This window comes from Aerosticca soli, from assembly GCF_003967035.1.
Lineage (GTDB): Bacteria > Pseudomonadota > Gammaproteobacteria > Xanthomonadales > Rhodanobacteraceae > Aerosticca > Aerosticca soli.
The window spans coordinates 2,797,769-2,818,632 of record NZ_AP018560.1; the positions used below are offsets into that span (position 1 = coordinate 2,797,769).

A 20,864-nucleotide genomic window follows, 5' to 3' on the forward strand; every position below is an offset into this window, starting at 1 on the left:
TACAATTTTTCGCCCGCGTCCCTTGGCGCGGGGTTCGCCGTACCCATTACCGCCGCTTCGCCCGACCTCAAGGCCCCTCATGTCCATCGCCAGTACGGTGAAAAACACGCCGATCGAAAGCCGGCAGCAGCTCGTCGACTACCTCGCCGCGGGCGAGAAGCCGCGCGAGGCCTGGCGTATCGGCACCGAGCACGAGAAGTTCGGCTTCCGCACCGACGACCTGCGCCCGCCGCCGTTCGAGGGCGAGCGCGGCATCCGCGCGCTGCTGGAACGACTGGCCGCACGCTATGGCTGGCAGATTGCGCGCGAAGGCGACACGCCCGTGGCGCTGACTCGCGGCCAGGCCAACATCACGCTGGAACCGGCCGGCCAGCTCGAACTCTCCGGCGCACCGCTGGAAACCATCCACCAGACCTGTCGCGAGGTGAACGAGCACCTCGAGGAAGTGCGCTCGATCGCCGAGGGCATGGGCCTGGGCTTCCTGGGCATGGGCTTCCAGCCCAAATGGCGCCGCGAGGACATGCCGTGGATGCCCAAGGGTCGCTACGAGATCATGCGCAGGTACATGCCCAAGGTCGGCAAGCTCGGCCTGGACATGATGACGCGCACCTGCACGGTGCAGGTCAACCTCGACTTCGACAGCGAGGCGGACATGGTGAAGAAGTTCCGCACCAGCCTCGCCCTGCAGCCGGTCGCCACCGCGCTGTTCGCCGATTCGCCGTTCACGGATGGCCGTCCAAACGGCTATCTGTCGTACCGCTCCCACGTGTGGGAGGACACCGACCCCGACCGTACCGGGATGCTCGACTTCGTCTTCGAGGACGACTTCGGCTACGAACGCTACGTCGACTACATGCTCGACGTGCCGATGTACTTCAGCGAGCAGAACGGCCGCTACGTCGATCTGGCCGGCCAGGACTTCAAGCGCTTCCTGAAAGGCGAGCTGCCGGCCCTGCCGGGCGTGCGCGCCACGCTGAAAGACTGGGCCGACCATCTCACCACCGCCTTCCCCGAGGTGCGTCTCAAGCAATACCTGGAAATGCGCGGCGCCGACGGCGGCCCCTGGAAGCGGCTGTGCGCGCTGCCCGCGCTGTGGGTCGGCCTGCTCTACGACGATGATGCGCTCGATGCGGCGTGGCGCCTGGTGCGCGACTTCACCCGCGAGGAGCGCCATGCGCTGCGCGACGGCGTGCCGAAACATGCGCTCAAGCTGCCCTTCCGCGGCGGCAGCGTGCGCGACCTTACCCGCGAGGCGCTGAAGATCGCCGCCCACGGCCTCGAACGCCGCGCCCGCCGCAACGCCCGCGGCGAGGACGAGCGCATCTTCCTCGCCCCACTCCTCGAGATCGTCGAGACCGGCAAGACGCCGGCCGAGGACAAGCTCGAACGCTTCCACGGCCCCTGGCAGGGCAGCGTCGATCCGGTGTTCCGCGAGTTCGCGTACTGAGCGCGCCTCAGAGCAAGGGCCGTTGCCCACCGTCACGATCGCGCGCCACCTCGGCACGGCGGATCATCTGCTGCACTTCCGGCACGGCATGGACCGGCACCAGCTCGACCTCCGGATGCGCCTGGGCGAACACGCGGAATATTTCGTCCGCGAACGCCTGCCCTATGGCGTTGATGCCACTGAAGTCGAGCATCACGTGGCGGAACCTGTCCACCCGTTGCATCAGGCGCTTGGCCTGTGAACGCGAGATCAGGTTTTCATCGCCCACCTGGGCCAAACGGACCGGAACCACGGTCTTCGCAAAGGTGTACTCGTCCGGTCCACTGGAGTATTCATCGAACACCTGCTTGGTGGTCCGCGTGGATGCCGTGGATATTTCCATGAAGACAACGGTGCCCTTGCGCGACATGTCGTCGACGTCGAACAGTACATCCTCGTCCTGTTCTTCGTCGTGTGAGAACACCAGCCCCCCGGATGCGATCCGGAAGCGGTCGAACATGCGCGAAGTGAAAAACACCCCTTCGCCCGAATGATTTTTCGGGTCCGTGGTGAATTTGCCCTTGGACAGTTCCAACAGTGCCAGTCGCTCGTCCGGCAGCTCGAGCGCACGCGCGACCTTGCGGAAGATGCCGATTCCATCATCGGCGATCGCCAGCGACAGGCGCCCGTCTCGCAGATCCATGCGCACTTCCACGTGCATGGCTTCGGAATGTTCGATGGCGTTGTTGATCATTTCCGTTGCGCCATGGTGCGCAATGTCCAGGACATTGCGCGGTACGTCACGCAGCAACGGTGACAATTGGCCCGACCAGAGGATGTCCTCGGCCAGCCCTGCCCGCGGGTAACGCTGCTGGAACCGGCGATTGCGGCCCAGCGTGTAGATGGGGCGCGTCGTCCCCTGCTTTTGCAGATAGCCGTCCGCCACAAGCCTGCGGACCTGGATGCTGACCCGTGCACTCGACAAACCAAGTTGCGCCGCCACCATGCCGACCAGATCGCGCGGGTGCATGGCGACCGCCTGAAGCAAGGCAGCATCGATTTCATGGGAACGACTGGGACGAGCCATGTCCTGATTCTAAAACTATTCTTCCATATTTACTAGTTATTCTTACGGCATTTAAAAATAAAGAGCCGGTTTGCGCCGGCTCTCGGGCATCAGCGGTCATGCGTCCCGGGTACCGCCGCTTTGAGCCCGCGGTTTTCCAGCATCGGCTCGATGTCCGGCTTGCGGCCGCGCCAGTCCTCGTAGAGTTTTTCCAGTTCCACCGTATTGCCGCGCGAGAGGATCATGGCGCGGAAGCGGTCGCCGTTGGCGCGGGTGAGGCCGCCGTGCTCCTCGAACCACGCGAAGGCGTCGTCGGCCAGCATCTGCGTCCACAGGTAGGCGTAGTAGCCGGCGGCATAGCCGTTGCCCCAGATGTGCTGGAAATAGCTCGAACGGTAGCGCGGCGGCACGTAGGGCAGGTCCACGCCGTCCTTCTTCAGCGCGGCGAGCTCGAAGGCATCGGCGTCCTGCTTGCCGGCCGAGGCGGGCAGGCTGTGCCATTCCATGTCGAGCAGGGCGGCGGCGACCAGCTCGGTCATGTCGTAGCCCTTGTTGAAGGTCTTGGCCTGCTTGATCTTGGCCACCAGCGCGTCCGGCATCGGCGCACCGGTGCGGTAGTGCTTCGCGTAGTGGGCGAAGATCGCCGGGTCGGTGGCCCAGTGTTCGTTGAACTGCGAGGGAAACTCGACGAAATCGCGCGCGGTGTTGGCGCCGGAGAGGCTGGGATAGCGCGCGTCGGCGAAGATGCCGTGCAGGGCGTGGCCGAACTCGTGGAACATGGTGATCACGTCGTCGAACGACAGCAGCGCCGGCTCGCCCGGCGCCGGCTTGGGGAAATTGGCGACGTTGTAGACCACCGGCCGGGTGCCGAGCAGGTGCGACTGCTCGACCAGGTTGCTCATCCAGGCACCGCCGTTCTTGTTGTCGCGCTTGAAGTAGTCGACATAGAACAGCGCGAGCGAACGGCCGTCCTTGTCGAACACCTCGAACACGCGCATGTCCGGATGCCAGACGGGGATGTCCTTGCGCTCCTTGAAGGTGAGCCCGTAGAGCTGATTGGCGGCGTAGAACACGCCGTTCTCGAGCACGTTGTCGAGCTCGAAGTAGGGTTTGATCTGGCTTTCGTCCAGATCGTACTTGGCCTTGCGCACCTGCTCGGCATAGTGCTGCCAGTCCCAGGCGGCGAGCTTGAAGCCGCCGTGCTGGCGGTCGATCAGCGCCTGGATGTCGGCCGCCTCGCGGCGTGCCCGCGCCGTCGCCGCCGGCGCCAGACGCTGCATGAAGCCGAGCGCGTTGGCCGGCGTTTTGGCCATCTGGTCGTCGAGCTTCCACGCCGCGTAGCTGGCAAAGCCGAGCAGCTTGGCGCGTTCGGCGCGGATCCTGGCCAGCTCCTCGATGGTGGCGCGGGTATCGTTGGCGTCACCCTGCTCGGCGCGGTTCCACGAGGCCTTGAACAGCGCCTCGCGGGTGGTGCGATCGGCAAGGTCGGCAAGCGCCGGCTGCTGGGTGGTGTTCTGCAGCGTCAACACCCACTTGCCGTCAAGGCCGCGCTCCTTGGCCGCCTGCGCGGCGGCGGCGCGATCGGCGGCGGAGAGCCCGGCGAGCTTGCGTTCGTCGTCCACCACCAGCGCGCCGTTGCGGGTCGCGGCGAGCAGCTTGTTGGTGAACTGCGTGCTCAGCGTGGATTCCTGCTGATTGAGCGCCTTCAGCCTGGCCTGGTCGGCCGCCGACAGCTTGGCGCCGTTGTGCACGAAGTCGCGATAGGTGACCTCGAGCAGGCGCCGCGATTCGGGGTCGAGCGCAAGGCGGTCGCGCTGCTGGTAGATCGCCTCGATGCGCGCGAACAGCTTGGCGTCGAGATAGATCGCATCCTGATGTGCGGCGAGCCTGGGCGCCTCGATTTCCTGCACCTTCTGCAGCGCGTCGTTGGTGTTGGCGCCGGTGACGGCATCGAAGGCCAGCATCACGCGCTTGAGCAGCGCGCCGGACTTTTCCAGCGGCACCAGCGTGTTGTCGAAGGTAGGCGGCGCCGGATCGTCGGCGATCGCGCGCACCTCGGCCAATTGCTGGCGCATGCCTTCCTCCAGCGCGGGCTGGTAGTCGGTGTCCTTGATGCGGTCGAACGGCGGCGCCTGGAACGGCAGCGTGCTCTCGTGGGCGAAGGGATTGTCGGCGGTCATGGCGGTGGATGCGGCGGTCGCTGCCGCCTGCGCGGGTGCCGGCGCCCCCTGGGCGGCGGGCAGGGCGGCGACGGCAAGGACGGCGGCGATGGCAAGCGCGAGCGTGCGCAGTTGCATGGGATTTCCTCGCTACGGACGAAACGGATGACGGGACTTTACCGGTCCTGGCCGGTCCGCAAAGCCCTGCCGAAGGTCATGCCGGGCGCAGGTCGTGCAAGCGCCAGCGGGTACCGATCAGAAGGTTGAGCCGGTGCCTGAGCACCTGCATCGGCAGCTGCGTGGTCACCTCCATTTCGATATGCAGATCGACCACCTGGGCCTTGACCTCGGCCTGCGGATCGGTCGCGCCCAGCGCCTCGTCGACGGCATCGGGGTCGGGCTGCAGCGCGCGCCAGCGCTCAAACAGCGCGGGTGTGCGCAGCGCCTCCTCTACGGCGGCGGCGAGCTCCCCCGGCCCCACTCCGTCGAAGGAAAGCGCGGGTATCGGGCCGCGCGCGTGGCGCAGGTCGTCGATGGTGATGAAGTAGCGATTGCGCATGGCATGCCTCCGGGAAATGGGCGAAATGGCGCGGCGCCGGCGCGGCCGACGCGGATCAGGCGCGCATAATACGCGTCCCGTTCCGTGTCGATGCCCCCATGTTCCAGAGCACACCCCTGCCGGTGGCGGACAAACCCGCCGCCTATGCCGCACTGGTCCAGCAGGCCCGCGGCCTGTTGGCCGGCGAGCCCGATCTCATCGCCAACGCGGCCAATTTCAGCGCGCTGGTCTACCACGCGTTGCCCGACCTCAACTGGGCGGGCTTTTACTTCTACGACGGTCGCGAGCTGGTGGTCGGGCCGTTCCAGGGCAAGCCGGCCTGCGTGCGCATCGCGCTCGGCCGCGGCGTGTGCGGCACCGCGGCGCAGACCCGCCAAACCCAGTTGGTGCGCGACGTCCACGCCTTCCCCGGCCACATCGCCTGCGACGCCGCCTCGCAGTCGGAAATCGTGGTGCCGCTGGTGCGCGCCGACGGCTCGCTGCTCGGCGTGTGGGACGTGGACAGCCCGCGCGTGGCGCGCTTCGACGAGGACGACCGCGCCGGCATGGAAGCCCTGTGCGCGGTGTTCATGGCGCAGGTGGGCTAGCGTCGTCGCCGAGCAGCGCGAGCACCGCCTGGCGCGCCTCCGCCACGCCTTCGCCGGTGTGCGCGGAAAACACCTGCGGATGCGCCGTGAAGCCATCCGCCGCGAACTGCCGCCGCAGCGCCGCAAGCGCCTGCGCGGCCTGGCTGCGCGAGAGCTTGTCGGCCTTGGTCAGCAGCACGTGGCAGGGCAGGCCGGCGGCGGCGCAGAAGGCCAGCATGGTGCGGTCGAAGTCCTTGAGCGGATGACGGATGTCGATGAGCAGCACCACGCCGCGCAGGCTGCGGCGGCGGCGCAGATAGGCGTCGATCTCGCGCCGCCAGTGCTCGCGCAGCGCGACCGGCACGCTGGCATAGCCATAACCGGGCAGGTCGACGAGGCGCGCGCCCGCACCGGCCGCATCCGGCAGCTCGAACACCACCATCTGCTGGGTACGCCCCGGCGTGCGCGAGGTGCGCGCCAGCCCCCGGCGCCCGGTGAGCGCATTGAGCGCGCTGGACTTGCCCGCGTTCGAGCGGCCGGCGAAGGCCACCTCGGCGCCCGCGTCGGGCGGCAGCTGGGCAAGGCGGTGGGCGGCCAGCACGAAGCGTGCGAGCTCTAGGCGGTGAGGCATGGCATGGTTTGACCTGGGTCGGGCGGCACGGGGATAATTCGGCGGTTTCCCGCCGGTGCGGCCGGTGGCGCATCGAAAGACCTTATTCTCGGAGACAAGTGTATGAGCTTTTCGCGCGCCGGTTTCCGGTCTGTCGCCCTCGGCGTCGTCGCCGCCCTGATTTTCGCCTGGCAAGGCCCGCTGGCCGCGCAGGACACCGCCAAGCCCGGGCAGGAAGCCACGCCCGCCAGCGGCTCGAGCACGCAGACGGCCGGCCAGCCGGCGAGCGAGCCGGCACCCGCGGGCAACGCCACCGCGGCCGCCGCGCCCGGCAAACCCGGCGACGCCGCCGCCGGGCAGGGCAAGGCCGCCGCCTGCGGCGCCTGTCACGGCATGGACGGCAATTCCAGCGATCCGCAGTATCCCAAGCTCGCCGGCCAGCACGAGGACTACATCGTCCGCCAGCTGACCAACTTCAAGGCCAACAAGCGGCAGAACCCGATCATGCTGGGCATGGCCACGCCGCTGTCCGAGCAGGACATGCACGACATCGGCGCCTATTTCGCCAGCAAGCAGTCGCTGCCCGGCGTGGCCGATGCCGCGCTGGTCGAACGCGGCCAGCAGCTGTTCCGCGAGGGCGACCCCGAACTCGGCGTGCCCGCCTGCATGGCCTGCCATGGCATCGCCGGACGCGGCAATCCCGGCGCCAAGTATCCGCAGCTCACCAGCCAGCACGCGCAGTACGTGCAGGCCAAGCTCAAGGATTGGCACGACGGCGTGACCTGGAGCGACGACGCGCTCGCGCAGATCATGCCGACCATCGCCAAGAAGCTTTCCGAGGCGGACATCGCCGCGGTGGCTAGCTACATCGAGGGCCTGCATCCGGCCGACGCCGCGCAACCCGCGGCACGGTGAGCCCTGGACCGGACCGCGCTGCCGTTGCGCGGTGCGGCCGGTTTTTTGCCAGACATTCCTTAACGCATTTCGAGGTCGAGCCATGTTCAAGCGCCTGCCGGTGCTGTGCACCCTGCTGATCGCCCTGGTCGGCTGCGGCGGACAGGAAGACCGTGCGGCCGGCGAACAGCGCGCACCGGCGGCCTCCACCGCCACCGCGCCGGCCACCACGGCGCCGACGCCGGCCGCCGCCTCGAGTGGCACGCCGGCCGGCAGCGCCTCGGCCGCGCCGGTCGCGTCCGCCCCGGCGGCGGCCACGAGTGCGCCGGCCAGCGCCGCCAGCACGCCCGCGGCGAATGCCGCGGACGAGGGCCGCTGGGTCGAGGGTCGCGATTATTTTCGCATCGAGCCGCAACAGCCCAAGGTCACCGGCACCGACAAGATCGAGGTGGTCGAGGTGTTCTCGTTCGGCTGCCCCGCCTGCAATGCCTATCACCTGACCGCCGCGCGTCTGGCCAAGTCCCTGCCGTCCGGCGCGGTGATGGTCTATCTGCCGGCCTCGTTCATCCCGCAGGAGAACTGGCCGATGCTGCAGCGCGCCTATCTCACCGCGCAGGCGCTCGGCGTGCCCGACGACAAGGGCATGGACGCCATGTACGACGCGGTGTGGAAGACCCGCGAGCTGACCGCTTACAAGCCGAGCGGCGACGGCCTCCTGCCACAGTCCGAGCTGCCGACCATCGAGGATGCGGCCAAGGTCTACGCCCGCCTTGGCGTCGACCCGAAGGAATTCGTCGCGGTGGCTCATTCGTTTGCGATCAACACCAAGATGAAACGCGCCGATGAGCTGGTGAAAGCCTATGGCGTGGAAGGCACGCCGACCATCGTGATCGACGGCAAGTACCGTTTCTCGCCGATGGCGGTCGGTGCCGAGCAGAGCATCGCGCTGGCCCAGTGGCTGGTCGCCCGGGAAGCGTCCGGCCGCTAAAGCGGCGTCTGGCGAAGGTTCTACCGCGGCTCTTTGCAAAGAGCGCCTCATCCGATGGAGTGTCCGGCATGCCTCGCCCCGTTCGATTGTTGTTCCTGCTCGTCGGCCTGATCACCCTCACCAGCGCCTGCAGCGCCGCCGATACGCCGGCCGCCGCGCCCTATATCGAGGGCAAGGAATACGTCACCCTGCCGGCGCCTCATCGCCGCTACAGCGACGAGGGCAAGGTCGAGGTGGTGGAGGTGTTCTCCTACGGCTGCATCCATTGCGCCCACTTCGCGCCGATCGCCGAGCGTCTCCGCCACGCCTTGCCCAAGGGTGTGGTGTTCAAGCTGGTGCCGGCGCCGTTCAGCGAGGAATGGGTGCCCTACGCCCGCGCCTACTACGCGGCGCGCCGGCTGGGCGTGCTCGAACAGACCCACCTGGCCTTGTTCGCGGAGAAATTCGAGCAGCACTATCCGATCGGTACGCTGGACGAGCTGGCCGATTTCTATGCCCGTCACGGCGTCGATCGCGCGACGTTCCTGCGCATCGCCAATTCCGACGAGGTCACCGCGCAGATCAAGCGCGATTTCGAGCTGATCCAGCACTGGCAGGTGGACTCGACGCCGACCATCGTGGTCGACGGCAAGTACCGCAGCGCCCAGGTGAGGACGCTCGACCAGCTCGCCGCGCTCGCCCAGTGGCTGGCCCAACGCGAGCTGGCCGGGCACTGAGCGGCCGGCGCCGGAGGGGCTTGTCCCGGCCGGTCGCGATCCTTACGTCTGGCTACCCGATCGCCGTCGCCACGCCATGAACGCCCCTGCCGCCGCCCGCCAACGCCTGCGCCTGCTGAGCTGCAACATCCTCGCCGGCGCCAGCGTGCAGCGCTATCACGAATACGTGACCCGCAGCGTGCAGGCGGTATTGCCCGGGCGCAGCAAGCTCGACAACCTCGACCGCCTGGCCGAGGTGCTGCCGCAGTTCGACGTGATCGGCCTGCAGGAGGCCGACGCCGGCAGCCTGCGCTCGGGTTTCCTCAACCAGACCCGTTACCTCGCCGAGGCCGCGGGGCTGCCGTTCTGGAGCCACCAGCCGAACCGGCCGATGGCACGGCTGGCGCATTCGGCCAACGGGCTCATCAGCCGGCTGCCGCCGCACGCCGTGCACGACTACCCGCTGCCCAGCCGCATTCCCGGCCGCGGCGCGCTGCTGGTGCGCTACGGCGCGGACAAGACGGCGCTGGCGGTGATGATCGCCCACCTCTCGCTGAGCGCCCCGGCGCGCGCCAGGCAGCTGCAATTCATCGCCGAAGTGCTGAGCGACTACCCGCATGCCGTGCTGATGGGCGACCTCAACACCGACCCGGGCAGCCGCGAGATGCAGATCCTCTTCCGGCACAGCCCGCTGGTGCCGCCGGCCCAGCCGGTGCCGACCTTCCCCAGCTGGAAGCCGCGCCGCGCGCTGGACCACATCCTCGTTTCGCCGGCGCTTGAGATCGAGCGCAGCTGGACCCTGCCGCAGGCGTTTTCCGACCATCTGCCGCTGGCCGCCGAAATCAGCGTGCCGGCCGGGCTGCTGCCTGCCGCGCCGCAGGCCTCGTCATGAGCCGGCGCCTGCGGCCCTGGCTGCTGCTCGCGCTGGTGGCGATCGGCACCGCCTGGCTGCGCTACGGCTGGATCGAACCCAGCGCGATCGCGCACCGCTGCGAGGCCGCGCCGGCCACGCCGGACTGCCTGCTGCGCGGCTGGGTGGTGCGGGGTTTCCTGGACTACGGCTACGGTTACGCCGCCCTTCTCGCCGCCGCACTCGCCCTGTGGCGCCGCCGTCCCTGGCTGGCCTGGCTCGCCGCGGCGCTCGGCGTCTTCGCGCTCGAACTCTACTGTGCGGAAGCCGGCGCGCTGGCGCTATTGCTCGGCTGCGTGCTGCTGGTGCGCGCGGCCGCCCAGGACCAGCGGCAGCGCGAGGGCCAGGTTGAGGCCCAGCCATAGCCAGGTCACCGGATCCTGACCGCGCTCCTGCGCCACCACCAGCGCGGCGAACAACACGCCCGCGGCGGCCAGCAGACGCTGCTCCGGCAGCGCTGCGCGTCGCGCGCCGTGGCCGGCGAGCAGGGCGTATCCCACCGCCACCGGCATGAAGGCGCCCAGCGGGAAATCCCGATAACGGCCGTCGGCGGCAAGCAGCAGGTCGAACCAGGCCAGGGCGAACAGCGCGGCGGTGTACCAGAGCGCGGGCAGCGGCCGCGGCGGCCGGCCGGTCACCTGCTCGGCCAGCGCGCGCGCCAGCCCCCAGGCGGCGATGAGGGCGAGCAGGCAACCGCCGCCGGCCAGCGTCCATTCCAGCCCGTTGCGGCAGGCATAGCTCATCTGCCGCAGCTGCCAGGCCAGGGCGAGCAAGGTGCCCGCGCCGGCCAGCGCCAGCACCGCGCGGTCGCCGCGCCGGCCGCCGATCCCCAGGAACAGCCCCGCCCCCGCCGCGGCGGCGAGCCAGGCCAGCCACCAGCGCGGCTCCTCGGTGACCGGCCCGGTCATCGGGAACTTGGGCCGCGCCTGCACGTCATACAGCCCCCAATAGCCGCCCACGGTGCCCTCCTGGGCGCGTTTCCACGGCTGGTCGAAGGTCTCGATCACGTTGTAGGGCATGTCGACGGTGGCCGCATAGGTGAGGAAGCTGCGCAGGTAGCGCGCCTCGTTGACCAGGCTGGGTCGCGCCGCGCGCCTGGCGCGGCCCGCGCTCGGCCAGCCGGTCTCGCCGATCATCACCGTGCGGCCGGGGAAGGCCCGGCGCATGCGTGCATACACCTCCGCCACGTGACCGACCGCGCGTGACGGCGCCACCGGCTCGTCCTCCCAGTAGGGCAGGATGTGGATGGTGAGGTAGTCCACCGCCTCGGCCATCTGCGGATAGCGCAGCCAGTCCTCCCAGACGTCGGCGTAGGTCACCGGCACGCCGGCAGGCAGCGCGGCGCGGACCTGGCGCACGTAGCCGGCCAGCGTTTCGGGGGCGAGCTCCCCGCGCAGCAGCACCTCGTTGCCGACGATCACCCCGCGCAGCGCCTCGGGATGGGCCCGCGCGGTGGCGATGCCGCGGGCGATCTCGGCGGCGTTCTCGTCCGCCCGGCGCCCGAGCCAGATGCCCATCAGCACGCGCATGCCGTGACGCGCGGCGATGGCGGGCACGGCGTCGAGCCCGTAGGCCTGCGAATAGGTACGCACGCAATCGAAACGCTGCGAGAGCACGCGCAGGTCGGCGTCGATGCGCGCCGGGCTCACGAAGGCGTGCGGATCGTAGGGCGTCTCGCCGGGCAGCCGGAACGGCGCGTAGGACACACAGGCGATGCGTCCGGAGGGCGCATCCGGCAGCGCGACCGGCCGGCCCAGCTGCCACCACCACAGCGCGCCCAGCACGACCAGCAGCGCGAGCAGGCCGCGGGCCGGCCAAGGGGAACGCAACGGAAACGGGGCGGCAGGCATGCGGCGTTTCGAGGGCGCGGAACGGGCGCGTGAGCTTAGCAGGCGGGTGGCCTGGCACCGCTTAACCACGCGCTCAGGCGCTTTGCGGCAAGCTTGTCGGCCGCCCTCGCCCGCCTTCATCCGCCAAGTCGATTCGACCCGTGTCCCTCCAGTCCGCCCGTCTTGCCCTACGCCCATCGCCCGCCGCGAAGATCCGATGGCCCCTGCGTCTCGTCCTCGGCCTTGGCCTGGTGCTGCTCACGGGTGTCGCGCAGGCCGCCGACGCGGCGACGGCCGCACAGCGCGAGGCGTTTCGCCAAGCCTGGGCCGCGGCCCAGCAGGGCGGCGAGGGCTGGCGCGCCTGGGATGCGCAGCTGGCCGGCTATCCGCTCTATCCATACCTGGAGGCGGCCGCGCTCAGCCACGATCTGCGCCAGCTCGACCGCGCGCGGGTGGAGGATTACCTGCGTCGCTATCCCGATGCCATTCCGGCCGCCGACCTGCGCCGCGATTTCCTGCTGGAACTGGCGCGCCGGCAGGACTGGGACGGTTTTCTCGCCCTCTACCGGCCGGGACTGGGCGATGCGCTCGCCTGCCATGCGCTGAGGGCACGCCTGGCCCGCGGCGGTACGCTCGATTTCGACCGCGATCTGGCCGCGCTGTGGGAAAAGCCGGCGCTGCCCGACGCCTGCGACGACGTGCTCGCCGCCGCCCATGCGCAGGGCCTGCTCACAACCACGCGGCTGTGGGCACGCATCGACACCGCGCTTGCCGCGGGCCAGGGCGGCACCGTCGCCGCGCTCGCCGCCTGGCTGCCGGCCGACCAGGCGCCGGCGGCGCAGCATCTGGCCCTGGCACTGCGCGATCCGGCCAACGCCGTGCGCGACGCCGCCACGTGGCCCGACGCCCCGCGCGAACGCCAGGCGGCCGCGCTCGCGGTGCAGCGGCTGGCGCGGCGGCGGCCGGCCGATGCCGCGGCCGCCTGGCAGGCCCTGCAGCCGCGGCTGCGCTTCGATGCGGCCGAAATCGCCGCGATCGAATATGCGCTCGCGCTCTATCAGGCCACCGATTTCGACGAACGCGCGCTCGAGCGGCTGGCCGCGTTGCCGGCCGCGGCGCAGACACCGCTCAGCCGCGCCTGGCGGGCACGCGTGGCGCTGGCCCGGCTGGACTGGCCGGCGGTGCTCGCGGCGATCGCGGCGATGCCTGCCGAACAGCAGGACGATGCCGAATGGCGCTATTTCCGCGCCCGCGCCGCCGAGGCGCTGGGTCAATCAGCGCAGGCCCGGACGCTGTATGCCGCACTCGCCGCCGAGCCGGGCTATTTCGGCTTTCTCGCCGCCGACCGGCTGGGCACGGGCTACGCGCTGTGTCCGCTCGAGCCGCCGCACGATCCGGCCCGCGAGCAGGCGCTGGCGAACGATCCCGGGCTGGTGCGGGCGTTCGAACTCTACGCCGTCGGCCTGCCGCGCCTGGCGCGGCGCGAATGGGCGCGCGCGCTCGAGGGTGCCGACGCGGACACGCTCGCGCTCGCCGCCGAGCTGGCCTTCCGCCAGGGCTGGTACGACCGTGCGATCTACGTGTTCAGCCACGGTCCGGGGCTGCGCTACTACGACCGTCGCTTTCCGCTGGCCGAGGAGGACGGCCTGCCGGCGCAGGCCGATCAGGCGGGCATCGAGCCGGCCTTCGCCTATGCGATCGCCCGCGCCGAGAGCGCCTGGACCGTCGATGCCCGCTCCGGCGCCGACGCCCGCGGGCTGATGCAGCTGCTGCCGACCACCGCCGCCCAGGTCGCGCGGCGGCACGGGCTGGACTGGCAGGGCGGCGATTCGCTGTACGACCCGGCGGTGAACGTCGCCCTCGGCACGCGCTACCTCGCCGAGCTCGCCGGGCGCTTCGGCGGCGCGCCGTGGCTGACCGCGGCGGCCTACAACGCCGGTCCGGACAAGGTGCAGCAATGGCTGGACGCCCGCGGCGCGCTGCCGCCGGACGTCTTCATCGCCACCATCCCCTATGCCGAGACGCGCGAGTACGTGGCGCGGGTGCTGGCCTTCAGCGTGATCTACGACTGGCGCCTGCATGGCGCGCCGCTGCCCATGAGCGCGCGCCTGCAGCCGCCCGGCCAGGCCGCCCCGGCCGCGACGCGCCGGCCGGTGAGCTGCGCCGCCGCTCCCGCGCCGGCCGAACTGGAGACGCGCTGAGCGGCCTTCTCAGGGCGTGGCCACCGCGGTGCGGGCGTTTTTTAGCAGCTCCTGCAGCTTGAGATAGACGCCGTTGGTCCAGCCGAAGCCGATCACGTTCTCGCTGTAGCCGGCGGTGATCTGCACCTGCGCGCTGCCGGTGACCATGTCGTACTTCTCCCGGATGGTGCCGTCCGCGGCCAGGCCGCGATCCACGGTGGCGGCGAACTTGGCGGCGAGCCGACGCGCATCGTCGTGGAAGCCATAGGCCTCGAGCCCGGCGATCGCCAGCCAGTGGGTCGGCGCCCAGCCGAACGGTTCGTCCCATTGCGCGCCGCTCGGGCGCGTGCTCATCGACAGGCCGCCCTTGCGCTCGAACAGCGCCAGCTGGCGCTGCACCGCCCGGGCCTGCTCGGCCGAGGCCACCCCGGCCCACAGCGGATAGAAGGTGTTGAGGTAGGGGTCGGGGTTGGCGCGACGGGCGACGAAGTCGTAGTCGCAGTAGCGGCCGAGCGCGGGCTGCCACAGATAACGGTCGATCGCCGCCTTGCGCGCGGCGGCGGCCTGCTCGAAACGCTGCGCGTCCGCGACCTTGCCCAGGCGCAGGGCGAAATCGTGCAGGTCGCGCTCGTAGCGGTACAGCAGGCTGTTGAGATCCACCGGCGCGTAGTGGTGGGTAAGCCCGGCGTAGGGCCCGAAGTGGAAGTTGGTGTCGAAGCCCGACTCGCGCATCGCGCGGTCGCCGCGATAGAAATCCGCGCGCAGGCGATGGCCGTCCTGCCAGGCCTGCAGACAGATGGTCGAGGCGCGCACGTCGCAACTGCGGGTGGCCAGCTGCGCGGCCTCGGCCGCGTCCGGATGCTCGGGCGCGGCGATCAGGTAACCCGGGTCCTGCTCGGGATGGGCGAGCGCCCAGGCGATCACGCCGCGGTAGTAGCTGGCGTCTTTCATCTCCGGCACCGGCCCGGCGCCGAAGTCGAAATAGCGCGCGAGGCCGGTGTCGCCGGCGCGGTGCTCGGGTCGCGTCCAGGTGGCGTAGTCGCGCAGCACCAGCGGATAGGCACGGGCCAGCCAGGCGCTGGCTTCGCCGGCATCCTTGAAGCTCGCCGGATCGTCCAGCACCGCGCGGATCATCGCGGTGAGGAACGGCGGCTGCGAACGGGTGAGGTAATAGGTGCGGTTGGCGTTCAGCACCGCGCCGTAGTGCTCGACCTCGAACAGGAAGTTCTCCACCATGCCACGCGCCAGCGCCTCGCGATGATCGGCAATGAGGCCGAGCACGATGAAGTAGCTGTCCCAACCGTACATCTCGTTGAAGCGCCCGCCGGGCACCACGTACGGTTGCGGCAGGTAGAGCAGGCCCGGCGGCAAGCGGCTGGCATCGAGCTCGCCCAGCCGGGTGATCGCGGGCAGCGTGCGCACGTCGACGCGGCAGCGCTGCACGGCGCGGGTCAGCACGTCCGGCTGCGGCACACCGGCGGGCAGGTACAAGACCGGCGTGCCGTCGAGCTTGGGATCGGCGAGCGAGGCGCAGTCGTCCATCGAACGCGTGAGGGTGTCCCACGCCTGGTCGATGTAGGCGCGGGTCCGCGCCGGATCGGGCGTGGCGGCCGCCGCCGCGGCGGCGAGGACGAGAGCGGACAGCAGCACGGCGAGACGCTTGGACAGGGACATGGGACTTATGGCCCGGTGAAGGGATCGGACGGGTAGCATCCCCACATCGCGGCCGGCAGGCAATCCTCGGCGCCCGGGCGGTCCGACGCGCATGGCACAATCGGCTGCATGCAGAGCTATCTCGTCGGCGGCGCGGTCCGCGACAAGCGCCTCGGCCGCGCGGGCGGCGATCGCGACCACGTCGTCGTCGGCGCCACCGCCGAGGAGATGCTCGCGCGCGGCTTCCGGCCGGTCGGGCGCGATTTTCCGGTGTTCCTGCATCCGCAGACCGGCGAGGAGTACGCCCTGGCGCGCACCGAGCGCAAGAGCGGGCACGGCTATCACGGCTTCGTCTTCCATGCCGATCCCGGGGTGACGCTGGAGCAGGACCTCGCCCGCCGCGACCTCACCATCAACGCCATGGCCGAGGACGAGCACGGCCGGCTGATCGATCCCTTCGGCGGCGCGCGCGATCTCGAGGCGCGCGTGCTGCGCCACGTTTCCCCGGCCTTCGCCGAGGACCCGGTGCGCCTCTTGCGCGTCGCCCGCTTCGCCGCGCGCTTCGCCCCGCTGGGCTTCACCGTCGCTGACGAGACGATGGCACTGATGCGCGAGATGGTGAACGCGGGCGAAGTCGACCATCTGGTGCCCGAGCGGGTGTGGCAGGAAACCCGCAAGGCGCTCGCCGAGCCGCGCCCCTCGGCCTTCCTGCGCCTGCTGCGCGAGACCGGCGCACTCGCGGTGCTGTTCCCCGAGATCGATGCGCTCTACGGCGTGCCGCAGAGTGCGCACTACCATCCGGAGATCGACACCGGCATACACGTGGAAATGGTGCTGGATGCCGCCGCCGAGCTCGCGCCGGGCGACGACCGGGTCGGCTTCTGCGCGCTCACCCACGACCTCGGCAAGGCGCTCACGCCGAAGGCCGAATGGCCGCGCCACATCGGCCACGAACGCCGCGGCCTCGCCCCGCTGCGCGCGCTCGCCGCGCGACTCAAGGTGCCGGCCGAACATGCCGCGCTCGCCGAGCTCGTCTGCCGCGAACACCTGAACGCGCATCGCGCATTCGAGCTGCGCGCCGCCACCTTGCTCAGGCTGCTGATCGCCCTCGATGCGCTGCGCCGGCCGGCGCGGCTGGAACCGTTCCTCGCCGCCTGCGCCGCCGACAAGCGCGGTCGCCTCGGCCACGCGCAGGACGACTATCCGCAGGCCGACTACCTGCGCGCCGCACGCGAGGCCGCCGCCGGCATCACCGCCGCGCCGTTCGTGGCGCGGGGCCTGGCCGGCCCGGCGATCGGCCAGGCGATGACGAAGGCGCGCATCGCGGCGCTGCGCGCGCTCAAGGCGGCGTGGCCTCCGGCGGGCTGAAGAACGCACGCCTTTCAGCGGCCGACCAGCCGCTCCACACCGGCCAGCACATGTCCCAGCGGCGTGCGCAGCAGGACCAGCGCGAGGGCGATGCCGGCGGCATCGGCGAGCACGTCGAGCGCATCGGCGTCGCGCGGCGGATCGAGCCACTGCGCGAGCTCGATGAAGACGCCGAAGAGCAGACAACCGAGCGCGGCGAGTCGGCGGGCACGCAGGCCCGGATACACGTTGCCCCACCAACCGCTGAGCACGGCGAAGGTGAACGCGTGCAGCAGCTTGTCGCCCGCGGGCACGGCGAGGGTGACGCCCGGATCCGGGCGCAGCGCCATCCACAGGGTGAAGAGCATCAGCGCGACGCCGATCCCCGTCCACAGCGGACACCAGCGCAACGGCGGCGCGACCGACGACCGGTGGACCGACCTCACAGGCGCGCGCGCCGGTCCGCGGCGAGGAGTTCGTCGGGCAGGGCGAGTTCGAGGCCGCGCGCGAACAGCATCGCCTGGAAGCGCTCGCCCATCTGCCCGGGCAGGGTCAGGCGCTTGACTTCCTGGGCGAGGCCCAGCCGCCGGACCTCATCCTCGCTGGCCGACCAGGCCTGCTCGAACGCTTCCGGCAAGCCGTGGGCGAGCAGGAACGCGCTTTGCGGCACGTAGGCAAGTAGCTCGAAACCGGCGCCGTGGCCGGCTTCGGCCAGGGCGGTGAAGTCCACCGAGGCGGTGAGGTCGTTGAGACCGGGCAGGAAGAACGGGTCGGCATGCGCGCGATGGCGATAGTGCGCCATCAGCGTGCCGTCGCGCCGCTCGGGCAGATAGTACTCGCGGCGCGGATAGCCGTAGTCGACGAACAGCAGCAGCCCGGCCTCCAGCGTGCCGGCCACCGCCTCGAGCCAGTACGGCAGCTGCGGCAGGATCTCCGAGCGGTAGCCGTCGGCGAACGGCGCTTCCAGGTCGCGCTCGACGCGCCGCACCGCCGAGCGCACCAGCGCATCGGCAGGCAGGTCGCGGCGCACGAAGGCGCCGTGCTCGTCGAGCGCGACGTGTTCCTCGTACACCTCGCCCTGCGCGATCGCAAAGCGCGTGGCCGGCAGGGCGTCGATCACCTCGTTGGCGAACAGCACGCCGCGCCACGGCGAGCGCGGCGGCCGGTCCAGCCATTGCACGCGGGTGGCGAGAGCCGACGGCAGCGCCGACCGCAGGCGCTCGCGCTGTCGTTCGCGCAGGTCGGCGCTGGGTTCGAGGATGAGATAACGCCGCGGCGGCGTGCCGCCTGCCGCCAGCGCACGCAGCGCGGTCTCGGCAAAGGCGCCGCTGCCGCCGCCGAGTTCGAGGACGTCCGCCTGCGCGCCGAGCGCGGCCAGGGCCGGGCGCATCGCCTCGGCCACGCAGCGGGCGAAGAGTTCGCCGAGCTCGGGCGCGGTGATGAAATCGCCAGCCGGGCCGAACTTGGTCTTGCCCGCGCTGTAGTAGCCCAGCCCCGGCGCATACAGGCAGCGCTCCATGTAACTGGAAAACGGCAGCGGGCCGTGCGCGGCGATCATCTCGCGCAGCAGCGCGGCCAGGCGCTCGGCATGCGCGTGCTCCTCGGCACTGGGGGCGGGCAACGGACTGGACATCGCCTGTGCGTAGCGGGAAAGCCACAAGCATAGCCGCAAGCCCGCGCATTTTTCGCCGCGGGCCTGGTGCCATGGACGTCTAGAAGTCTTTCTGCACGCTGAGATAGACGCCCCTTCGCGGACCGTACTGCGGGGCGCCGACGCCGACGCCGCTGCCGTCGCGCAGCTCGTAGCTGCGGTCGAGCGCATTGATCAGCGCCAGCTGGGTATGCAGCTTGCCGGTGGCCGCGAAGCTGAAGTCGTGCGAGAGGCTCAAGTCGAGCTGGAAGTAGTACGGCAGCGAGGCGCCGTTGGGCACGCCGCCATCCCTGCGCATGCCACTGCCGAAAAGGTAGTTGGCGCCGATGCGCGTGGCCGCGTCCAGCGCGTAGCTGATGCCGCCGGAGGAGGTCAGCTTCTGGTCGTGGTCCAGATGGATGTCGTGATCGGCGATGTAGGCGAGCTCTTCCGGTGCGAAGTTGTACTGCCCGGTGATCACGCGCCGGCCCATCGCCCGCCCGTAGGCCAGGTTGAAATAGGTGCTGATCGGGCCCGCGGCGTAATTGGCGGTGAACTCCACGCCGCGGATGTGGCCTTCGGCATAGTTGAAGGTGGAATACACCAGCGCCGCGCCGAACTGGCCTTCGTCCTGCAGGCGGCGGACCTTGCGGTAATAGGCGTCAAGGCCCAGGGTCAACGGGCCGAGCTGCTGCTGCACGCCGGCGTCGAAGTAGTCGCTGCGTTCGGCCAGCGGCGTGTTGCTGCCGTTGTCGGGCAGCGCGTTGGTGGTGCCGTCGAACTTGTGGATCGCGGTGGTGGTGATCGCCTCCGTCGCCGGCGGCGTGAAGTAACGCGCGTAGCCGGCATGCAGCGTGGTGCTGTCGGTGGCCTGGTAGACCGCGCCCAGTCGGGTGCTCAGCTGGCTTTCGTGCCGGAAGGCCGAATAGACGTCGCCGCGCAGCCCGTAGTTCAGCGTCAGCCGGTCGCCTAAGCTCCATTCGTCCTGCACGTAGGCCGAGCCGGTGCGGGCGATGAGCCGGTTGCGGTCGACGATGCCGATCGGCACGGTGCTCGTCTGCCTGCCCTCGCCGTCGGCGGGGAAAACCTGGGCATCGGTGCGGCTGGGCGCGCTCTCGAAGCTGCCGTAGAAACCGTAGCGCAGGGTGTGCGTATCGCCCAGCGGCGTGGCGAAGTCGGCTTGCAGCGTACTCGCGCGGCTGCTGCGCGAGATCGCGCCGGCGATGCCGTTGAACATCAGGTCGCCGATGGGATCGGGGGTGAAGTCGAGGCTGGAATAACGTTGGCCCAGCGATACCTGGTAGTCGGTGGCGCCGAGCTTGCCCTGCAGGCTGAGCGCACCGAAGCGGGTCTGCTCGTGCTGGCGTTCGTTGAGCCGGGACGAATCGAAATCGGTCTGGTCCAGATACTGGAAGGCGGGCGTCTGGCCGGGCCGGTTCGGGATCTCGAAGCGGTTATTGGCCATGCCGAACAACAGGCTCAGCCGGGTGTCGTTGTCGATCAGGTAGGAGAGCTTGCCGAACGCCTTGACCTGGTTGGTGTGGTCGTGGTCGGGCTTGCGGCTGGCGGTCGGGTTCTCGATGCCGACGTCGTTTTCGAGATAGTTGGCGGTCAGGAACCAGCTCCAGCGATCCGCGCTGCCCCACAGCGAGGCATTCGGGTTGAGCGTGCCGAACGAGCCGCCGGTGACGCCCGCGCTGCCGCCGTTGCCGAGCGCGTGGCCGTCGCGGGTGGCGATGTCCACCACCGCCGCGGTGCGCAGCCCGTACTGGGCCGGCAGGGCGCCGTCCAGCAGCTTGACGCTGCGGATGGTGCGCGCGTCCAGGGTCTGGCCGAAGCCGGAGATCGACTCGGGGATGATCACGCCATCAATGCGGTACTGCAGGTTGGCGTGGTCGCCGCGCACGTGCACGCCGCCATAGGAATCCTGCACCACGCCGGGCGCCTGCAGCAGCACCTGGTTGAGCGGTGTCGAGTCGCCGAGCGGCATGCGTGCGATCGCCTCGCGATCGATCACATACTGGCTGGAGCCGGTGTCGGGCGAGAGTGCGTTGCGCGCCTGGTCCAGTGCCGCGCTGACGTCGACCGCGTCGAGCTCCTTCACCGGCTTGGCATCCTGCGGCGCGGGCGGAGTGGCCGTGCCGGCGAGCGTGGCGGCAGTGGCGGACAGGCCGGCGAGGGCCAGCGCAAGGGCAAGCGGACGGGGCATCGGTACAGGCTCGAAGCGCGGGTATTGATACAATATAACATCCACCGGCGCGGCGTTGTCCAGCATCGGCAGGCCTTTTCAACGCGCCTTGCGCCGGCCCTGATCGCGCGTTCACCCGCGCTTGCCGACACTGCGGCACGGCC

General features: G+C 70.2%; 18 protein-coding genes. 9 read left to right on the forward strand and 9 right to left on the reverse strand.

All coding sequences use genetic code 11. The annotated features are described in order from the left end of the window. Positions 1-79: 79 nt before the first annotated feature. Positions 80-1,447 carry a glutamate--cysteine ligase gene (locus ALSL_RS13180; RefSeq protein WP_126539787.1) on the forward strand — a complete coding sequence of 456 codons (1,368 nt, stop codon included), beginning with the start codon at positions 80-82 and terminating at the stop codon, positions 1,445-1,447. A 7-nt stretch (positions 1,448-1,454) separates the two neighbouring features. Here the strand turns inward: ALSL_RS13180 and ALSL_RS13185 are convergent, their stop codons facing one another. From ALSL_RS13185 to ALSL_RS13195, 3 genes are all read right to left on the reverse strand, one after another. Beyond that, positions 1,455-2,513: an STAS-like domain-containing protein gene (locus tag ALSL_RS13185; protein WP_126539789.1), complete on the reverse strand. Its 1,059-nt coding sequence runs from the start codon at positions 2,511-2,513 to the stop codon at positions 1,455-1,457. Positions 2,514-2,602: 89 nt separating this feature from the next. After that, positions 2,603-4,789, reverse strand: coding sequence for a peptidyl-dipeptidase Dcp (gene dcp / locus ALSL_RS13190; RefSeq protein ID WP_126539791.1), 2,187 nt, complete (start codon positions 4,787-4,789; stop codon positions 2,603-2,605). A gap of 76 nt (positions 4,790-4,865) precedes the next feature. Then, positions 4,866-5,210, reverse strand: coding sequence for a hypothetical protein (locus ALSL_RS13195; RefSeq protein WP_126539793.1), 345 nt, complete (start codon positions 5,208-5,210; stop codon positions 4,866-4,868). Positions 5,211-5,308: 98 nt separating this feature from the next. On the opposite strand from ALSL_RS13195, the gene ALSL_RS13200 reads away from it, so the two are divergent. Further along, on the forward strand, positions 5,309-5,797 hold the full coding sequence (locus tag ALSL_RS13200) for a GAF domain-containing protein (RefSeq protein WP_126539795.1): 489 nt from the start codon (positions 5,309-5,311) through the stop codon (positions 5,795-5,797). On the opposite strand, the gene yihA is transcribed toward ALSL_RS13200, so the two are convergent. Further along, a complete protein-coding gene (gene yihA, locus ALSL_RS13205) occupies positions 5,778-6,407 on the reverse strand; it encodes a ribosome biogenesis GTP-binding protein YihA/YsxC (protein WP_126539797.1) in 630 nt (209 codons plus the stop codon). The genes ALSL_RS13200 and yihA overlap by 20 nt on opposite strands. Before the next feature lie 102 nt (positions 6,408-6,509). On the opposite strand from yihA, the gene ALSL_RS13210 reads away from it, so the two are divergent. From ALSL_RS13210 to ALSL_RS13230, 5 genes are all read left to right on the forward strand, one after another. Further along, positions 6,510-7,301 (forward strand): c-type cytochrome, encoded by a 792-nt coding sequence (locus tag ALSL_RS13210; RefSeq protein ID WP_126539799.1) that lies wholly within the window; start codon positions 6,510-6,512, stop codon positions 7,299-7,301. A gap of 82 nt (positions 7,302-7,383) precedes the next feature. Then, a complete protein-coding gene (locus ALSL_RS13215) occupies positions 7,384-8,268 on the forward strand; it encodes a thiol:disulfide interchange protein DsbA/DsbL (RefSeq protein WP_126539801.1) in 885 nt (294 codons plus the stop codon). 68 nt (positions 8,269-8,336) lie between these two features. Next, positions 8,337-8,984 (forward strand): thiol:disulfide interchange protein DsbA/DsbL, encoded by a 648-nt coding sequence (locus ALSL_RS13220; protein ID WP_126539803.1) that lies wholly within the window; start codon positions 8,337-8,339, stop codon positions 8,982-8,984. Positions 8,985-9,060: 76 nt separating this feature from the next. Further along, the gene (locus ALSL_RS13225; protein WP_126539805.1) at positions 9,061-9,855 is read left to right on the forward strand and encodes an endonuclease/exonuclease/phosphatase family protein; all 795 of its coding nucleotides are present in this window, start codon (positions 9,061-9,063) and stop codon (positions 9,853-9,855) included. After that, positions 9,852-10,238, forward strand: a complete 387-nt coding sequence (locus tag ALSL_RS13230) for a hypothetical protein (RefSeq protein ID WP_126539807.1) — start codon at positions 9,852-9,854, stop codon at positions 10,236-10,238. Before ALSL_RS13225 ends, ALSL_RS13230 begins: the two co-directional genes overlap by 4 nt. On the opposite strand, the gene ALSL_RS13235 is transcribed toward ALSL_RS13230, so the two are convergent. Continuing rightward, entirely contained in the window at positions 10,155-11,723 is a 1,569-nt protein-coding gene (locus tag ALSL_RS13235) for a glycoside hydrolase family 17 protein (RefSeq protein WP_126539809.1), read from the reverse strand. The genes ALSL_RS13230 and ALSL_RS13235 overlap by 84 nt on opposite strands. 140 nt (positions 11,724-11,863) lie before the next feature. Here ALSL_RS13235 and ALSL_RS13240 point away from each other — a divergent pair, with 140 nt between their 5' ends. Beyond that, on the forward strand, positions 11,864-13,903 hold the full coding sequence (locus ALSL_RS13240) for a transglycosylase SLT domain-containing protein (protein WP_231700238.1): 2,040 nt from the start codon (positions 11,864-11,866) through the stop codon (positions 13,901-13,903). Positions 13,904-13,912: 9 nt separating this feature from the next. On the opposite strand, the gene ALSL_RS13245 is transcribed toward ALSL_RS13240, so the two are convergent. Further along, positions 13,913-15,556, reverse strand: a complete 1,644-nt coding sequence (locus ALSL_RS13245) for a trehalase family glycosidase (protein ID WP_126539811.1) — start codon at positions 15,554-15,556, stop codon at positions 13,913-13,915. A gap of 108 nt (positions 15,557-15,664) precedes the next feature. Between ALSL_RS13245 and ALSL_RS13250 the strand changes: the two genes are divergently transcribed. Next, positions 15,665-16,903, forward strand: coding sequence for a multifunctional CCA addition/repair protein (locus tag ALSL_RS13250; RefSeq protein WP_126539813.1), 1,239 nt, complete (start codon positions 15,665-15,667; stop codon positions 16,901-16,903). A gap of 14 nt (positions 16,904-16,917) precedes the next feature. On the opposite strand, the gene ALSL_RS13255 is transcribed toward ALSL_RS13250, so the two are convergent. The 3 genes from ALSL_RS13255 to ALSL_RS13265 all read right to left on the reverse strand — a co-directional run bounded on the left by ALSL_RS13255 (position 16,918) and on the right by ALSL_RS13265 (position 20,721). Next, positions 16,918-17,328 (reverse strand): VanZ family protein, encoded by a 411-nt coding sequence (locus ALSL_RS13255; protein ID WP_331457736.1) that lies wholly within the window; start codon positions 17,326-17,328, stop codon positions 16,918-16,920. Beyond that, positions 17,325-18,515: a class I SAM-dependent methyltransferase gene (locus ALSL_RS13260; RefSeq protein ID WP_126539815.1), complete on the reverse strand. Its 1,191-nt coding sequence runs from the start codon at positions 18,513-18,515 to the stop codon at positions 17,325-17,327. Before ALSL_RS13260 ends, ALSL_RS13255 begins: the two co-directional genes overlap by 4 nt. Before the next feature lie 79 nt (positions 18,516-18,594). After that, positions 18,595-20,721 carry a TonB-dependent receptor gene (locus tag ALSL_RS13265; protein ID WP_126540286.1) on the reverse strand — a complete coding sequence of 709 codons (2,127 nt, stop codon included), beginning with the start codon at positions 20,719-20,721 and terminating at the stop codon, positions 18,595-18,597. Positions 20,722-20,864: the final 143 nt, after the last annotated feature.

Excerpts from the sequence above, each read along its gene's own strand:
- ALSL_RS13180 (WP_126539787.1), top strand. The coding sequence starts at position 80 with ATGTCCATCGCCAGTACGGTGAAAAACACGCCGATCGAAAGCCGGCAG.
- ALSL_RS13185 (WP_126539789.1), bottom strand. The coding sequence starts at position 2,513 with ATGGCTCGTCCCAGTCGTTCCCATGAAATCGATGCTGCCTTGCTTCAG.
- dcp (WP_126539791.1), bottom strand. The coding sequence starts at position 4,789 with ATGCAACTGCGCACGCTCGCGCTTGCCATCGCCGCCGTCCTTGCCGTC.
- ALSL_RS13195 (WP_126539793.1), bottom strand. The coding sequence starts at position 5,210 with ATGCGCAATCGCTACTTCATCACCATCGACGACCTGCGCCACGCGCGC.
- ALSL_RS13200 (WP_126539795.1), top strand. The coding sequence starts at position 5,309 with ATGTTCCAGAGCACACCCCTGCCGGTGGCGGACAAACCCGCCGCCTAT.
- yihA (WP_126539797.1), bottom strand. The coding sequence starts at position 6,407 with ATGCCTCACCGCCTAGAGCTCGCACGCTTCGTGCTGGCCGCCCACCGC.
- ALSL_RS13210 (WP_126539799.1), top strand. The coding sequence starts at position 6,510 with ATGAGCTTTTCGCGCGCCGGTTTCCGGTCTGTCGCCCTCGGCGTCGTC.
- ALSL_RS13215 (WP_126539801.1), top strand. The coding sequence starts at position 7,384 with ATGTTCAAGCGCCTGCCGGTGCTGTGCACCCTGCTGATCGCCCTGGTC.
- ALSL_RS13220 (WP_126539803.1), top strand. The coding sequence starts at position 8,337 with ATGCCTCGCCCCGTTCGATTGTTGTTCCTGCTCGTCGGCCTGATCACC.
- ALSL_RS13225 (WP_126539805.1), top strand. The coding sequence starts at position 9,061 with ATGAACGCCCCTGCCGCCGCCCGCCAACGCCTGCGCCTGCTGAGCTGC.
- ALSL_RS13230 (WP_126539807.1), top strand. The coding sequence starts at position 9,852 with ATGAGCCGGCGCCTGCGGCCCTGGCTGCTGCTCGCGCTGGTGGCGATC.
- ALSL_RS13235 (WP_126539809.1), bottom strand. The coding sequence starts at position 11,723 with ATGCCTGCCGCCCCGTTTCCGTTGCGTTCCCCTTGGCCGGCCCGCGGC.
- ALSL_RS13245 (WP_126539811.1), bottom strand. The coding sequence starts at position 15,556 with ATGTCCCTGTCCAAGCGTCTCGCCGTGCTGCTGTCCGCTCTCGTCCTC.
- ALSL_RS13250 (WP_126539813.1), top strand. The coding sequence starts at position 15,665 with ATGCAGAGCTATCTCGTCGGCGGCGCGGTCCGCGACAAGCGCCTCGGC.
- ALSL_RS13260 (WP_126539815.1), bottom strand. The coding sequence starts at position 18,515 with ATGTCCAGTCCGTTGCCCGCCCCCAGTGCCGAGGAGCACGCGCATGCC.
- ALSL_RS13265 (WP_126540286.1), bottom strand. The coding sequence starts at position 20,721 with ATGCCCCGTCCGCTTGCCCTTGCGCTGGCCCTCGCCGGCCTGTCCGCC.